Source organism: Gilvimarinus polysaccharolyticus, assembly GCF_001187555.1.
GTDB classification, from domain to species: Bacteria; Pseudomonadota; Gammaproteobacteria; order Pseudomonadales; family Cellvibrionaceae; genus Gilvimarinus; species Gilvimarinus polysaccharolyticus.
Map to the genome: position 1 here is coordinate 1,220,590 of NZ_LFIJ01000002.1, position 15,348 is coordinate 1,235,937.

General features: G+C 49.9%; 12 protein-coding genes. All 12 read left to right on the forward strand.

All coding sequences use genetic code 11. The annotated features are described in order from the left end of the window. Positions 1-17: 17 nt before the first annotated feature. Positions 18-1,889, forward strand: coding sequence for a DNA mismatch repair endonuclease MutL (mutL, locus tag GILYN3_RS13870; protein WP_049723548.1), 1,872 nt, complete (start codon positions 18-20; stop codon positions 1,887-1,889). Positions 1,890-1,924: 35 nt separating this feature from the next. Beyond that, on the forward strand, positions 1,925-2,869 hold the full coding sequence (miaA, locus tag GILYN3_RS13875; protein WP_049723969.1) for a tRNA (adenosine(37)-N6)-dimethylallyltransferase MiaA: 945 nt from the start codon (positions 1,925-1,927) through the stop codon (positions 2,867-2,869). Positions 2,870-2,971: 102 nt separating this feature from the next. After that, on the forward strand, positions 2,972-3,238 hold the full coding sequence (hfq, locus tag GILYN3_RS13880; RefSeq protein ID WP_049723549.1) for an RNA chaperone Hfq: 267 nt from the start codon (positions 2,972-2,974) through the stop codon (positions 3,236-3,238). A gap of 20 nt (positions 3,239-3,258) precedes the next feature. Next, positions 3,259-4,584, forward strand: a complete 1,326-nt coding sequence (gene hflX, locus GILYN3_RS13885; protein ID WP_049723550.1) for a ribosome rescue GTPase HflX — start codon at positions 3,259-3,261, stop codon at positions 4,582-4,584. 151 nt (positions 4,585-4,735) lie between these two features. Then, the gene (gene hflK / locus GILYN3_RS13890) at positions 4,736-5,893 is read left to right on the forward strand and encodes an FtsH protease activity modulator HflK (protein ID WP_049723551.1); all 1,158 of its coding nucleotides are present in this window, start codon (positions 4,736-4,738) and stop codon (positions 5,891-5,893) included. Continuing rightward, positions 5,893-6,768: a protease modulator HflC gene (gene hflC, locus GILYN3_RS13895; protein ID WP_049723552.1), complete on the forward strand. Its 876-nt coding sequence runs from the start codon at positions 5,893-5,895 to the stop codon at positions 6,766-6,768. The genes hflK and hflC overlap by 1 nt, the downstream gene beginning before the upstream one ends. 225 nt (positions 6,769-6,993) lie before the next feature. Continuing rightward, a complete protein-coding gene (locus GILYN3_RS13900) occupies positions 6,994-8,181 on the forward strand; it encodes an ATP phosphoribosyltransferase regulatory subunit (protein WP_049723553.1) in 1,188 nt (395 codons plus the stop codon). 44 nt (positions 8,182-8,225) lie between these two features. Then, positions 8,226-9,521: an adenylosuccinate synthase gene (locus tag GILYN3_RS13905; protein WP_049723554.1), complete on the forward strand. Its 1,296-nt coding sequence runs from the start codon at positions 8,226-8,228 to the stop codon at positions 9,519-9,521. A gap of 172 nt (positions 9,522-9,693) precedes the next feature. After that, a complete protein-coding gene (locus GILYN3_RS13910) occupies positions 9,694-12,276 on the forward strand; it encodes a sulfatase-like hydrolase/transferase (RefSeq protein ID WP_049723555.1) in 2,583 nt (860 codons plus the stop codon). Between the two features lie 180 nt (positions 12,277-12,456). Continuing rightward, positions 12,457-13,917 carry a cardiolipin synthase gene (gene cls, locus GILYN3_RS13915; RefSeq protein ID WP_049723556.1) on the forward strand — a complete coding sequence of 487 codons (1,461 nt, stop codon included), beginning with the start codon at positions 12,457-12,459 and terminating at the stop codon, positions 13,915-13,917. Positions 13,918-14,156: 239 nt separating this feature from the next. Continuing rightward, on the forward strand, positions 14,157-14,822 hold the full coding sequence (locus GILYN3_RS13920; RefSeq protein WP_049723557.1) for an SDR family oxidoreductase: 666 nt from the start codon (positions 14,157-14,159) through the stop codon (positions 14,820-14,822). Beyond that, positions 14,816-15,343, forward strand: a complete 528-nt coding sequence (locus GILYN3_RS13925; protein ID WP_049723558.1) for a DUF6942 family protein — start codon at positions 14,816-14,818, stop codon at positions 15,341-15,343. Before GILYN3_RS13920 ends, GILYN3_RS13925 begins: the two co-directional genes overlap by 7 nt. Positions 15,344-15,348 lie beyond the last annotated feature (5 nt).

Sequence of the window (15,348 nt, forward strand, 5' to 3'; positions counted from 1 at the left end):
CAGTAACCCTTTTTATTATGGCTAAAATTAAGCTGTTAAGCCCCCGCCTTGCTAACCAGATAGCCGCCGGTGAGGTGGTCGAGCGACCTTCGTCTGTGGTTAAAGAGTTGTTAGAGAACAGTCTAGATGCTGGCGCTACCCGCTTAGATGTCGAGGTTGAAGACGGCGGCGTTAAATTAATGCGCGTACGCGACAATGGCTCGGGTGTTGATAAAGAAGACCTCGCTATGGCGTTGTCGCGTCACGCCACCAGTAAAATCACCGACTTGGACGATCTTGAAGCCGTAGCAACCTTGGGGTTTCGTGGTGAGGCGCTGGCGAGTATTAGCTCGGTGGCGCGCTTGGCGTTAACCAGCGCGACCGATGAATCGGGTGCTGGCTGGCAAGTGGTGGCCGAGGGCCGCGATATGGAAGCTGAGCTTTCGCCTGCGCCGCACCCGCGCGGTGCTACGGTAGAAGTGCGAGATTTATTTTTTAACACTCCCGCACGACGCAAATTTTTGCGCACCGAAAAAACTGAATACAATCACTTAGAAGATGTGGTTAAACGTTTGGCGTTGTCGCGGTTTGATGTTGCTTTTAGCTTGCGCCATAACGGCCGTGCAATTCACAACTGGCGTCCTGGCACCGGTCAGGCTGACTGTGAGCGCCGCGTTGCCCAGGTGTGCGGCCCAGCGTTTATGGAAAACGCCGTGCACTTGGATATCGAGCGCGCAGGGTTGCGGTTGTGGGGGTGGGTGGCGCTGCCGACTTTCTCGCGTTCACAAGCCGACTTACAGCATTTTTACGTTAATGGACGTTCGATCCGCGATAAGCTGGTGAGCCACGCGGTGCGCCAAGCGTATCAAGATGTTTTGTACCACGGCCGCCATCCGGCGTACGTTTTATATTTAGAGGTAGATCCGGCGACGGTGGATGTGAATGTGCACCCCACCAAGCACGAGGTGCGCTTTCGCGATGGCCGCACCGTACACAATTTTATCTTTAGCTCACTGCATCACGCATTGGCCGAGGTTACGCCCGGCGCCATGCTCGAACGCGAGCGGGTCGAGGCCGAAAAAGCACCGGATAACGCCGCCGGACAAATGTCACAGCAATCGGCTATGGCGTTGTCGGGACGCGCATTTGAGTCGCCGCGTCCAGAGGGTGATTGGCGCGCTAATTATTTCCCTGCGGCGATGGGCGATGGCTCTGCCGGCGTGGCCCAAACGCAACCTCAGGGTTATGCGCCTGCGGCCGGTGGTGGCACCACGGCCTCGACATCGATGAATCGCTTGGCAGATATTGGCGATGTCGATGGTGAAGTACCGCCATTGGGGTTTGCTATTGCTCAGCTAAAAGGCATTTACATCTTGGCCGAGAATGCTCAGGGGTTAATTATTGTCGATATGCATGCGGCCCACGAGCGTATTACTTACGAGCGAATGAAAACTTCATTTGCCGAAGGCCGAATTCAGGCGCAACCGTTGTTGGTGCCGGCAACCTTGGCGGTCAGCGAAAAAGAAGCTGCGTGCGCCGAAGACCATCCAGACACCTTTGCCGCCCTGGGTTTTGAGTTGCAGCGTGCCGGGCCAGAGTCGTTGTTGATTCGCCAGATGCCCTCTATTTTGCACGGCGCTAAGGTGGATCAATTAGTGCGCGATGTACTGAGTGATTTAATTGAGCACGGTGCGAGTGAGCGCTTGGGGCAACATGTGAATGAAATTCTCTCGACCATGGCGTGTCATGGGTCGGTGCGAGCCAACCGTCGCCTTACCATCCCCGAGATGAACGCGTTATTGCGTGATATGGAGGCCACCGAGCGCAGTGGCCAGTGTAATCACGGCCGGCCTACTTGGGCGCTGCAGTCGCTCGATGAGTTGGATAAGCTGTTTATGCGCGGGCAATAATAGTGAGCGATTACAAACCCCAGGTGATATTTTTAATGGGGCCTACTGCCTCGGGTAAAACAGATCTAGCGATTGGCTTGCGCGAGCACTTGCCGGTCGAGCTGGTAAGTGTTGATTCGACCTTGGTGTACCGAGGTATGGATATCGGCACGGCGAAACCGAGCGCGGCCGAGCAAGCGGCCGCACCACATCGCTTAATAGATATTCGCGATCCGGCCGAACCCTATTCGGCTGCCGATTTTGTCAGTGATGCCGAGCGCGAAGTTGCCGATATTCACGCTGCGGGGCGGATTCCGCTGTTGGTTGGTGGCACCATGCTGTACTTTAAGGCTCTGTTAGATGGCTTGGCGCCTATGCCGGCAGCCGACTCGGCGGTACGCGAGCGGATTGAGCAAGATGCCAGCGAACATGGCTGGGAGTGGGTGCATCGTCGACTGGCCGAGGTTGACCCTAAGATGGCCGCCGAGATTCACCCGAACCACTCTCAACGGTTATCGCGCGCGCTTGAGGTGTACTTGAGTTCTGGGCAAACAATGACCGAGCTGCGCGAGCAGCAGGCGCGCAGCCGGGGCCCGTTATTTACCGATCGCTTTAATTTAACGCAATTAGTGATCGCTCCGCGCGAGCGCAGCGTATTACATGGACGCATTGAGCAGCGTTTTAGCGCGATGATTGCCGCCGGTTTGGTGGCCGAGGTCGAGGCTTTGTATCATCGCGGCGATCTGCACAGTGATCTTCCTGCGATTCGCGCGGTGGGTTATCGTCAGGTGTGGGATTACCTCGAAGGGCGTTTATCTTACGATGAAATGATTGAGCGCGGAGTGATCGCTACCCGCCAGTTAGCTAAGCGTCAATTCACATGGTTACGTGGTTGGGAGGGGGCAAATTGGCTATTCAGTCAAAATATTGCAGGAAAAACCTATTCTCGTGAAGAAATAGTACGATTTAGCTTGAATTACATGCCATCGGGGGCCATATAATATAACTGTGAAAATCCTAGTCAGTTTTCATACTTATCCTCGCCCCCTTTCTGGGCAACCTGAAAGACTTAGGCGTATCTTTATTATTTAAAGGAGAAAAAGATGTCAAAAGGGCACAGCTTACAAGACCCTTACTTGAACGTGCTGCGTAAAGAGCGTGTTCCAGTATCAATTTACCTAGTTAATGGTATCAAGTTGCAAGGCCAGGTCGAATCATTTGACCAGTTTGTGGTGTTGCTGAAAAATACGGTCAGCCAAATGGTGTATAAGCACGCCATTTCTACGGTTGTGCCGTCACGTGCTGTTCGTGTGCCACTGCTTAACCCTGCCGAAGGCGAGGGTGAAGGCGATGAAGGGCATGACGAATAACTAACCTTTGAGGTAAGTCATTGTTTTTTGATCGTCCCGATTCAGGTGAACTGGCGGTGCTGGTTCACCTGGATATCTCTAGTGGCCAAGAGCCCGAAGACCCCCGCGAATTTGAAGAGCTAGTCCTGTCCGCCGGTGGTGATCCGATCACCATGGTGTTTGGCTCGCGTGCGCGTCCCCATGCTAAATATTTTGTGGGTACGGGCAAGCTGGCTGAGCTGCAGGAGCTGGTGATTGAGCACGAGGCTGAGTTGGTTATCTTTAATCATACGCTCAGCCCGTCCCAAGAGCGTAACCTAGAGCAGGCGTTAGAGTGTCGCGTGTTAGACCGCACAGGTCTAATTCTGGACATTTTTGCCCAGCGAGCCCGCACCTTTGAAGGTAAATTGCAGGTCGAGCTGGCGCAGCTTAGGCATATGTCGACTCGCCTTGTGCGTGGCTGGACTCACCTTGAGCGCCAAAAAGGTGGTATCGGCTTACGTGGCCCAGGTGAAACTCAGCTTGAAACCGACCGCCGATTATTGCGTGGCCGGCTCAGCACAATCGAAAAACGCTTAGCTAAAGTACGCACTCAGCGCGAGCAGGGCCGGCGTGCACGTCAGCGTGCCGCCATCCCTACAGTATCGCTGGTGGGTTATACCAACGCCGGTAAGTCGACGCTGTTTAACCGTATTACGGGCGCTGAGGTCTACGCCGAAAACCAGCTGTTTGCGACACTCGATCCGACCATGCGCCGGGTTGAGTTGGATGACATCGGCGCGATGATCTTGGCCGATACTGTGGGCTTTATCAGTCACTTGCCGCACAAGTTGGTCGAGGCGTTTAGGGCAACGCTGGAAGAGGCGGCTAGCTCTAATCTGCTGTTGCATGTCATTGATGCGCCAGCCGAGGAGCGCCTACACAATATCGAGCAAGTCGACGATGTGCTGGAGGAAATTGGCGCCTCGGAGTTGCCGCAAATACGGGTTTACAACAAAATCGATTTAATGGGGTTGGAGCCACGTATTGATCGTGACGATGCCGGCAGCCCCGTTGCGGTATGGCTCTCGGCGCAAACCGGAGCGGGCTGTGAGTTGCTGCAACAGGCGATATCGGAGCTGTTGGGCGAGGAGATTGTTCAGGGTGAGTTGATTTTGACTCCCGCCGATGGTCGCTTGCGTGCGCGTTTGTTTGAACAAAATGCCATTAGCGATGAGCGTTATCGTGATGATGGCTCGAGTGTTGTTGATTTGCGTATTCCAGCAAGCGATTTATTGCGTATTTTAAGTGCCGTAAAAGTGTCGTTTACCGAGTTAAATTGGGTGGCTGACGTCGAGCTACCGCAGCAGTTGGTTAGTAACTTTTAGTGGTGTGTAAGTTTTACGTTGCAAGTTCACCTGCGACGCCTAGTATTTGCTAGAATTCAATAGCAGACTTAAAAACCGAATCTTCAGGTAAGCGCAAAGGGCGGATTAGCTCCTTGTGCTTACCTTTTATTTTAATGACTGGAGTAAACCTATGGCCTGGAATGAACCGGGAGGCGGTGATAAAGACCCTTGGGGCAACCGCAACAGAAATAAAAATGATGGTCCACCAGATCTTGATGAAGCCTTAAAAAAACTGCAAGAAAAGCTCGGCGGCCTATTTGGCGGCTCGAATAAAAACAATGGTAGCAACGGTGGTGGCAGTGGCGGCAGTTTTGTCGTTCTTATTGTTGCTGCGCTCATTGTGGGTAGCTTGCTGTACGCGTTTGCCGGTTTTTATCAGGTCGATGAAAAAGAGCGTGCTGTGGTGCTGCGTTTTGGTGCCTTTCACGAAATCAAGCAGCCAGGGTTAAGCTGGAACGCGCCCTTGGTGACTGAAGTCTTTGTCGTTAACGTCACCGAAGAACGTCAGTATCCGAGTCGTGGGCTGATGCTGACCGAGGATGAAAGTATTGTTGAGTTGCCTATTACTGTGCAGTACAACGTCAACGATGTTCAGTCGTATGTGCTTAATGTACGCTCTCCTGAAGAGAGCTTACGTCATGCAGCCGATTCAGCTTTACGTCATGTGGTGGGCTCGACCGAGCTGGAGCAAGTGTTGTCGGAAGGTCGTAACAAGATCGCCATTGAAGTAAAAAAGCGTCTGCAGGATTATCTTGATAGTTACGGTACCGGTATTCTGGTGCGTGGCGTTATCATTCAAGAAGGGCGCCCACCCGAGGAAGTTCGTGCCGCCTTTGATGATGTTATTAAAGCCAAAGAAGATGAAGAGCGGCTAAAAAATGAAGCGCAAGCCTATGCTAATAGCGTAGTGCCTGGTGCTCGCGGTCGCTCGCAACGTTTGCTAGAAGAGGCCGAGGCCTACCGCGCTGAGGTGACAAGCCGCGCCGAAGGTGAAACCTCACGCTTCTTGAATCTCTTGGCCGAGTACAAAAAAGCCCCCAAAGTTACCCGTGAGCGCTTGTATATCGAGACGTTAGAGCAGGTAATGACCAACTCCTCCAAGGTGTTGGTGGATGTTGAAGGCGGCAATAACATGATGTATTTGCCGTTGGATAAAATGGTACAAGAGGGTGCCAGTGCGAGTAATCCAGCGCGCGCGACACTGACCCAAGATCAATTGCGTCAGATCAGTGATTATGTGTCACGCCAGCTTGGCCGCGACAACAATGCTCGTCAGGGGGTGCGCTAATGTCTAATCGTTCATTTTTAGGCTTGATCGCCATTATTATCCTGTTCGCAGTTGGTGCTAACAGCGTGTATATCGTTTCGGAATACGAGCGTGCTGTGGTGCTGCGCTTTGGTAAGCTGATTAATCCCGATGTAGCCCCTGGGTTGCACGTAAAGGTGCCGTTTGCCGATAAGCTGCGTAAGTTTGATGGTCGTATTTTGACCACAGATGCTAAACCCGAAAGCTTTTACACCATTGAGAATAAGCGTTTGATTGTCGATTCTTACTCTAAGTGGCGTATTCACGATGTACAAAAGTACTACAAAGCCTCTGGTGGTGATGAGGCGGCTGCGGCTAATCTGTTGGCTAACCGGGTGGCGAATGAGCTGCGCAACCAAGTGGGTAGCCGTACGTTACACGAGGTAGTCTCGGGTAAGCGCGACGAGTTAATGCTTGACTTAACCGCAGAGCTAAACAGCATCGCCCACGAGTTATTAGGTATTGAGGTGCTGGATATTCGTGTTAAGCGTATCGATCTACCTGTAGACGTGAGCCAATCGGTATTTGATCGGATGTCTGCTGACCGCGAAAAAGAAGCCCGTGAATACCGCGCAAAAGGTGCCGAGCAAGCTGAGGTGATTCGTGCCGACGCTGATCGCCAAGTGTCTGTACTTGAAGCTAACGCCTATCGCGAGGCTGAGAAGATTCGTGGTAAGGGTGATGCCACCGCGGCGGCTACCTTTGCCGAGGCATATCAGCAAGATGCCGATTTTTACGCATTTGTGCGTTCTTTAACGGCTTATAAGAACTCGTTTACCAATAAGAGCGACTTAATGGTGGTTGACCCAGAAAGCGAATTCTTTCGATACTTAAAAGATCCGCAAGGCAAAAAATAGGCGATTTATCGCTCAACATTTGCCACAGAAAGATGGTAAAATCCCCCAGCCGGGCCGAAAGGCCCGGTTTTTTTGCGTCAGGATGGTAGCTTTACATCTATAACCTGATAAGCGCGGTGCGTTAGGTGCTTTTACCCGTTACCGCTGTCTCATCTGCATAAACCTTTTGCCTACTCGCTTGTAAAAGCCGTTGGCTGAACGTAAAACGAACCGACAGAGTCTGTTATGACTTACGCCGATCGCTGGCTGTTGCCTGATGGGGTGGAAGAAATTCTCCCTGCTGAGGCTCGGCCTATAGAACTATTGCGCCGCAGGTTGCTGGAGCTTTACCGCACCTGGGGTTACGACATGGTGATTCCGCCGCTTTTGGAATACACCGATTCATTGCTTATTGGCTTGGGCCGCGACGTAGATTTGCTGACGTTTAAAGTCACCGATCAACTCAGTGGTCGCACCTTAGGGATACGCGCCGATATCACCCCGCAAATAGCCCGAATGGATGCCCATAGCTATAAGCGTGAAGGTGCCAGTCGGTTGTGTTATGCCGGCCACGTGGTGCACACCAAGCCTAAAAATCCGCTCGCGACTCGCACCCCGATACAAGCTGGGGTAGAGCTGTACGGTGAGCCGGGTTTACCGGCCGATGCCGAGGTGGTGTCGCTGCTGGCCGAATCGCTGCGTACTGCGGGTCTGCCACGTTTACATATTGATTTAGGCCACGTGGGTATTTATCGCGCGTTAATGGCTAAAGTCGATGTGGCGCCGGAGCTAAAAGAAGCGTTTTTTGCCATGCTGCAACGCAAAGCCGTGGCCGAGATCGAACAGTGGGTGGCCGATAACATCAACGCGCCGGCTATTGCCAAAGTGCTGTTGGCATTGCCGAGCTTGGCTGGGGGCCGCGAGGTTCTTGCGCGCGCGCGGGAGTTGTTTGCCGCTGTCGCTAGCGATGCCGTTACTGCGGTAGATCAGTTGGCGGGTATCGCCGATGTTATCGAGCAGCGTTATCCCGAAGTTGAGTTATATTTTGACTTGGGAGAGCTGCGCGGTTACCACTATTTAACCGGTTTAGTCTTTGCTGCATTTGCGCCAGGTTATGGCAACCCCATCGCCAGCGGTGGACGCTATGATCATATTGGTGAGGTGTTTGGCCGTCGCCGCCCAGCCACAGGTTTTGCGGTCGATATTACCGCTTTATCCAAGTTAGGGTTGTTGAGCGCCGCGCCCAGCCAGTTGGTTGGAGTGGTTAACGACGGCAGCGCCGAGCAATGGGCGGCTATTGGCGTCTTGCGGGAAAAAGGCGAGCGTGTTGTTAGCGCCGAATCGCGCGCTGCATTAGTAGAGCTTGGTTGCGATCAAGAATTGGTAAAAAAAGGCGAGCAATACCAAACGGTAGCGTTTCAAGCTGCGGTTTAATAGGTCATTGAATTCACGTTTCGTTTAAAAGAGTAAGGCAAAACATGGGCAAAAATGTCGTAGTACTAGGCACCCAGTGGGGTGACGAAGGCAAAGGTAAAATCGTCGACCTACTGACCGATCAAGTGTCACTGGTTTCTCGTTTTCAGGGCGGTCATAACGCCGGTCACACACTTGTGATTGACGGTAAAAAAACCGTATTACACCTGATTCCCTCTGGCGTTTTGCGTGAGGGCGTAACCTGCTTAATTGGTAATGGTGTGGTGCTTTCGCCCGAGGCTTTATTTGCCGAGCTGGCTGAGCTTGAAGCGAGCGGTGTACCAGTGCGTGAGCGCTTGCGTTTATCGCCGGCTTGTCCGTTAATTCTGCCTTATCATATTGCCCTAGATCAGGCTCGTGAGCTAAAGCTTGGGAAAGATAAAATTGGCACCACCGGCCGAGGTATTGGTCCCGCCTATGAAGATAAGGTGGCTCGTCGTGGGCTGCGCTTGGGCGACCTGTTAAATATGGAAACCTTTGCCGAAAAGCTGCGCGAAGTGATGGAGTATCATAACTTCTCGCTGACCCAATACTATAAAGTAGATGCGGTAGATTACGATGCGACTTTGGCGCAAGTAAAAGCTTGGGCCGTAGAGCTTGAGCCGATGATTGCTGATGTGACCGATATTTTACACACCGCACGTGAAGAGGGCCGCAGCATTTTATTTGAAGGCGCGCAGGGCTCGCTATTGGATATTGACCACGGTACTTACCCGTTTGTCACCAGCTCTAACACCACCGCTGGTGGTACTGCTACCGGTTCCGGTTTTGGTCCGTTGTATCTCGATTACGTTTTAGGCATCACCAAAGCTTATACTACGCGTGTAGGCTCTGGGCCTTTCCCTACTGAGCTCGACTGTAAGGTGGGTGAGTACTTAGGTGAAAAAGGCCATGAGTTTGGTGCTACCACCGGTCGCCAGCGTCGCTGTGGATGGTTTGATGCGGTTGCGGTGCATCACGCCAACCGTATTAATAGTGTGACGGGTATTTGCTTAACCAAACTCGACGTATTGGATGGCTTAGAAACCGTTAAAATCTGTATTGGTTACCAGGATCTAGATGGTAACCCAATGCCGGTTCCGTTTGATGCAGATGGCTGGAGCAGTGTGCAGCCAATATACGAAGAGGTGCCTGGTTGGAGTGAGTCGACCTTTGGCGCTCATACGTTAGAAGAGTTGCCGCAAAATGCTCGCAACTACATCAAGCGTTTAGAAGAAATCCTAGATACCCCTGTGCATATTATTTCTACCGGTCCAGACCGGGTCGAAACTATTGTGTTGCGTCACCCGTTTTCTGAGTAACTGTAGTCGTCGCACTTAAAGGTTGGGGTTGGCGTGTTTCGTCAGCCCCAATGTTGTATTAATAGATTCAATCGCTCTTACCTCTTATCCTAGTAAGTTGATAAAAATTTATTTAGGTGTATGTCTGTACAGTCCTTGTATATTTTAACGCCACAACCCCAAGCTGTTACTTATGAGTAAAGCTACCATCGGCACTTTGCCATTATTCAAACGTTATGGATTGTTTGCCCTGCTGGCGTTGCTGCAAGTCGTTTTAATGGCTAAGGTTGCGTTGCAACAAGATTGGTCGTGGTTGTCTCTGGTAAGCTCATCTGTAGTTTCTGCATTCTCTGTTGTCGTTTTTTTTCTGTTGTGGTGTTCTGTATTTTCACGTATCCCTTATCGTTGGGCAGCTATCGCCACTAAATTAATGATAGCTGTTTACGTGTTGTTGCTGATTTATCATTGGTTGCGGCATGAGCCACTTACATTTTTAATTGTGTATAAAAATGGGGCTGATCTATTTGCTTGGGAGGCGCTAGGTTATTTGTGGAGTAACGCGTCACCTCTTGGCTGGCTTACACTGGTAGTGGTAGTAACTCTGTTGGTGTGGGTACTTAATAGATACGATTTGGTGGCAACCCCATTAAGGTATCCTGCAAAGGTCGCTGCGTTAGTGACTTTATTGCTGCTAAGTGTTATCTCTGTGGTGGCTTTTTCGTCATCGAGAAATGAGTTTGTCGAGTTTGGCGCCTCAGTGTATCAGTACTTTAAAAGTGAAGCGCCGCGTTGGGATCACAGCAACCCTTATCCTTATCTTACTAAAGCACACAACAATAATTCTGATGTTGATTTAAAAGACGTCCCTAATGTATTTGTGGTAATGCTAGAGTCATTTAGTGCTGATTATATTGATAAAGCTGAAGGTGGGAGGCAGGTAACCCCGTTTTTTAACCAGTTAAAAAAGGAAGGTTTTTATCTTAATAACTTTTTTAGTGGCTCGGTAGAAACCAGTAAGGGGCAGTTTGCAACACTTTGTTCTGTGTATCCGAGCTATAAGACTAATGTATTTCGCAGCTACCCGGACAATAATTTTCGTTGTTTGTCACACATCTTAAAAGAACGTGGCTATATCAATGTCTTTATGAAGGCGTACCATGATTTAACGTTTGAGAATACTGGAAGTTTTATTTCAGCTAATGGTTTTGATTATGTACATGGCATGGATGGACAATTTGTTACTGCTGCCGAGCGTGAAAAATACAAAATAGGTTGGGGTGTCAGGGATGATATTTTTTATCAAAAAACCTTTAAATATCTAGATGAATTGCACGGTGAGGCTCAAAATTCCGATCCATTTTTTGTGATGACGATGAGCGTCACTAATCATATGATGTTTGATGGAATTCCCCCCGAGCATCGCTATATTCATGCAGAGCCGGCATCTCATCGAGACAATTATGCCAACTCCATGTATTTGACGGATCAGTATTTAAAGGTATTCTTCCAAGAGTTATCGCAGCGCGATTATCTAAAAAATAGCTTGGTGTTAGTATTTGGTGATAATGGTTTCCCGATGGGTCAGCATAATAATTACCACAACTCCAAAACGGTCTATAACGAACTTTTTAAAACCCCGCTTATGGTTTGGTGGCCTGGTCATGTGGCGCCTAAGGTGCTGACCGATACTGCTCGCTCGCAACTGGATGTGGCGCCAACCATTCTCGACCTGCTTGGTGTGGATACAGACAACCACTTCGTAGGTAAGAGTGTTTTTAGTTCGCCGGAAGAGGATTATTTTGTACCGTTAATTCAACCTTTTGATGGCACATATCTAGCTTCTGTTAGATATCCTTATAAATACGCTAAACATTTAAAAACAGCTAAAGAGTTGTTGTTTGATCTTAACCAAGACCCGTTGGAGCAGCACAATTTAATGCCGGACGATGATTTGGCTGTGCTCCATGATGTACCGCTGGCCAGTTTTCGTCGTGATATTGAAGTGTTAATGCACAACGAGGCGTTGTTAAAAAACAACCGTATTTACCCCGCCGGTAAGTTTGATAACGTCCGCGTGGTATTAGAGACAAGCCGTATTGTTGAAGGCGAGCCTTTGGTGTACAAGTTGTTGGGCGATACCGAAGGTGTTACTACAGAGATCACTGTCGAGTCTTATGTTCCTGTTAAAAGTGAAACTGTTGAAGCTGTTGCGTCGGTTGAGGGAAAAACCGTATATCAAGTGGCTGCCGCGCGCTTTAATCCAGGGGTAAATCGAGTAACCTTTGAAGTTTACAGCGATAACGTATTGCGCTCGACAACAGCGGCTGATGTTTTTGTCGCTGGCGAGAATGTGACGTTATTGTCAGAGCTTAAGGTTTCGGGGCGGCAAGGTTGGGGTAAGTTGCACATTAATCGCAATGTGACGGGTGGTCCTATACGAGTTGCTGATAACATTTATAGTTTTGGTTTTGGTGTGCATGCCGCGAGCGATTATAAGATTGCCTTAGATCGTGACTATACGACGCTTTTTGTTAGCTTTGGTTTAGATGATGAGTCTGTTTGTGGTGATGGTGCGGTTTTTAAAGTACTGACTGTCGACGGGCGCGAAATATACGCGAGCGCCCCGCTAGTTCACGGCGAGTTGGATGTTGCGTTAGTTAATATTAGCGGACGGCAGAGTATTCGTTTGGCGACATTTGCGGGAGACAATACGGCCTGTGATCACACCAACTGGATCAATCCGGTTTTATATCTTCAGGCTCCCATTGGTCAATGACCTTATAAGCTAAGGCTAATTTTGGCAGTTGCTAGTCATTATTTAACACACGTAACAACCTTGTTCTGCATTGGTTTGCCGTGGCGCTAAAACGGCAGCCAAGTAAGAAGATCTTGGCATGCTACACTGACGTGGCCACTACCGGCTAAAAGCACGGTTCACCAATCGCGAGCACCTTATATGGAGTTTACACTTTCATTCGTTTGGAGTTTGCTGCAACAGCTGCTGATATGGGGGCACCTATTATTGGTTGTTGTGTTTGCGGTGCGGGTTATTATGCGACGTTTGCCCGTTGGGGTATCGCTAGCTTGGCTTTTGGTGCTGGTGTTATTGCCTTACGTGGGTGTGGGGTTATACCTCTTGTTTGGCGAACGCTTTTTAGGGGTTAAACGCGCCGGTCGTACTGTTAGGTTAAAGCAAGCGTACCTTCATACTCGCCGTAATGGCCTAGATAATCAGCGACAAAATTGGCATAACCACCATCCTGCCAGCCGAGCTTTAGCACGCCTTGAGTACCATACGTCGGGGATTCCACCGCTGGGTGGCAACCGTGTAGATTTTTTGCAATGTGCCCCCAATATTATTGCAGCGTTAGTGGCTGATATAAAGCACGCTAAACAGTTTTGTCATTTAGAGTTTTATATTTGGCAGTCGGGCGGTTTGGTTGATCGAGTGGTCGAGGCGCTTTTGGCCGCTGCAGCGCGTGGCGTTCAGTGTCGTATTATGCTCGATGCGGTTGGCAGTTCGGGATTCTTTTCATCATCTGATATTAATCGCTTACAAGTGCCCAATATCGCCATAACAAAAGCTTGCCCGATTCGGTTTATGCCCTGGCAGCTGGCCCGCTACGATCTACGTAACCACCGTAAAACCGTTATTATCGACAATCGTGTTGCTTATATGGGCAGCTTTAATTTAGTTGACCCAGCACATTTTAAGGTAACCGCTGGCGTAGGCCAGTGGATCGATATGATGGCGCGTATTGAAGGGCCAACCGTGCCGATGTTTGATGGTGTATTTCGCTGGTATTGGAATGTTGAAACAGGCGAAGAGTTGCCATTGCTGGATCGTGATATTGAATGTCACGACTCGCCGGCATTATTACAAGTTGCCCCCTCCGGGCCAGATGCAGCTAAAGAAAGTATTTTAAGTGCGTTGTTGCAGGCTATTTATGCCGCAGTAGATTCCGTGGATATCGTCACGCCGTATTTTGTTCCGGGTGAGGCGTTAGAGCAGGCCTTAAAAATTGCGGCGCGGCGGGGGGTAACAGTACGATTAATCGTACCCGCAAAAGTGGATTCATTTTTAGTGCGGCATGCCAGTCATTCGTACTTTTCTGGTTTGCTTGAGTCAGGAGTCGAGGTCTACACCTACAGCGCCGGTCTGCTGCACACTAAAGCCGTGGTGATAGATTCGGCGCTCGCATTTTTTGGTACGGTTAATCTCGATTTGCGCTCGCTGTGGCTCAATTTTGAAATGACCATGATTATTTATGATCGCGCCACCGCGGCCGAGTTGGGCGGATTACTTGATGGCTATCGTGCCGACGCCGATGCATTAAGTCTAAATACTTGGCGTAAACGCAGTGGGGTTGCACGATTTTTTGAGAACATTACTCACTTGTTTAGCCCGTTAATTTAACGGCCAAACCCCCTAGAGTTATATCGTTGCTTAATTTTTAAACATCTTGTTCCTTGCACATAAGTTACATATTTACCGGGTAAACTAAAACTGTGCATTATGTCTGCGCTTGTGGTGCTTGTTTTTATCGGCGCAGAAGGTGGGGAATAACACGATTAACTGGTATGGTGCTGCGCTTGGTGAGCCGGGTGAAAATATTGCCCCGCGTAGCATTTTAATAGAGTAAGCAGAGGTGGTATATGTCTAATACAGTAGTTATTACCGGTGCCAATCGTGGTATTGGTTTGTCGTTTGCACAGTTGTATCTGGCACGTGGTTATACCGTATATGCGGTTTGTCGCACGACATCGGCTGAGCTTGATGGCAGCGGTGCCAATGTGATTGATGGCGTAGATGTCGGTACCGATGAGGGCATCAACAAGCTCGATCAAGCGTTGCAAAATGTCTCTATTGACCTGTTGATTAACAACGCCGGTATCTTGCGCGACGAAAGTTTAGGGCAGCTTAATCTCGATACTATTCGAACCCAGTTTGAAATTAATGCGTTAGCGCCACTGCGAGCCACCGAGGTGTTGGCTGATCGTTTAACGGGTGATGCAAAGGTGGCATTAATTACCAGCCGTATGGGCTCTATAACCGACAACACCAGCGGAGGCCGCTACGGTTACCGTATGTCTAAGGCGGCATTAAATGCGGCCGGTATGTCATTGGCGTGTGATTTAAAGCCGCGCGGCGTTGCCGTGGCGATTTTACATCCTGGCTTGGTCGGCACCGAGATGATCGGCGGGCACGGGGACATTACTCCCGATCAAGCCGCTGAACGATTAATGACCCGCATCGACGAGCTAAACCTAACTAACACGGGCACCTTTTGGCACTCCAATGGGCAGCAGCTACCTTGGTAGATTGTGAACCTACGTGTGCGGTAGGGCTGGGAGATCCAAATTATCATTTGGCATTTTGTGTGGCTAATCGTCCTGCGCTGGATGCTTATCCGGCGCTTAATTGCCTAACTCCATTAGTGCCGGGTGAGCTGCAACATATAGTTGCCAACACGAGTAATCACTGGCGGAAGTTATTCAGTGTGTACGCTAAGTTCTTGTACGCACTGGGAGGACAGCCGGGTTGGCCAGAGCGCTGGCAGGACTACCGCGATCATCGCTTGTTGCAGGCCGGTAGCGGGGTGGCATTGCTTTTCAATAAACCGGACGTTGCTCGCAACGCGGTGCATATCGTAGCCGGTAAAACTTATGCCGCCGAGTTAAATCTTAAGGGGCTTGCCTGGTTGGATATGCACTTTGCAATAAACACTCAGCAGCGACTTATTGTGTCGCCGTATCTAGATTATCGTCAGCTCTCTAATGAAAAAATTGCGCAATTAGCGGGGCTTGTTCGGAAGCACTCGCCGCTTAACTTTAATGCTTGATAACT